Source organism: Nocardia sp. XZ_19_369 (assembly GCF_015355715.1).
Classification (GTDB): domain Bacteria; phylum Actinomycetota; class Actinomycetes; order Mycobacteriales; family Mycobacteriaceae; genus Nocardia.
Genome location: NZ_JACVED010000061.1, coordinates 1 through 514 on the forward strand (window position 1 = coordinate 1; position 514 = coordinate 514).

The 514-nt window shown below is 56.2% G+C and carries 1 rRNA gene; it reads left to right on the forward strand.

Going from position 1 to position 514, the window contains the following annotated elements:
- Positions 1-112: ribosomal RNA gene (locus IBX18_RS41845) — 16S ribosomal RNA — on the forward strand; the annotation flags it as partial.
- Between the last annotated feature and the right edge of the window lie 402 nt (positions 113-514).

The following is a 514-nucleotide window of genomic DNA, read 5'->3' on the forward strand; positions in this document are numbered from 1 at the left end:
AGCCGGTGGCCTAACCCCTTGTGGGAGGGAGCCGTCGAAGGTGGGATTGGCGATTGGGACGAAGTCGTAACAAGGTAGCCGTACCGGAAGGTGCGGCTGGATCACCTCCTTTCTAAGGAGCACTTCTACGCAACGCTGTTCGAACAGTCGAATGAGAATGCGTCAGAGACCGTTTGTGTCCCCATTCGTGGGACCGCGGACGCTCATGGGTGGAACACTGACACGCTTCATCGCATGTGGCCGGCCCTCAAGTGGTTGGTCGCGGTGGATATATCGGCACACTGTTGGGTCCTGAGAGAACACGCGAGTGTTTCTCTGGGCAAGATAACGACAAGGCTGGATCTTCAGTCATACCGCGGGATTTCGGTCCCGGCTGGTGCTGAGTACGGGTTTGGCTTTGTGTGTTGTTTGAGAACTGCACAGTGGACGCGAGCATCTTTGTTAGTAAGTGTTTAAGAGCGTACGGTGGATGCCTTGGCACCAGGAGCCGATGAAGGACGTAGGAGGCTGCGAT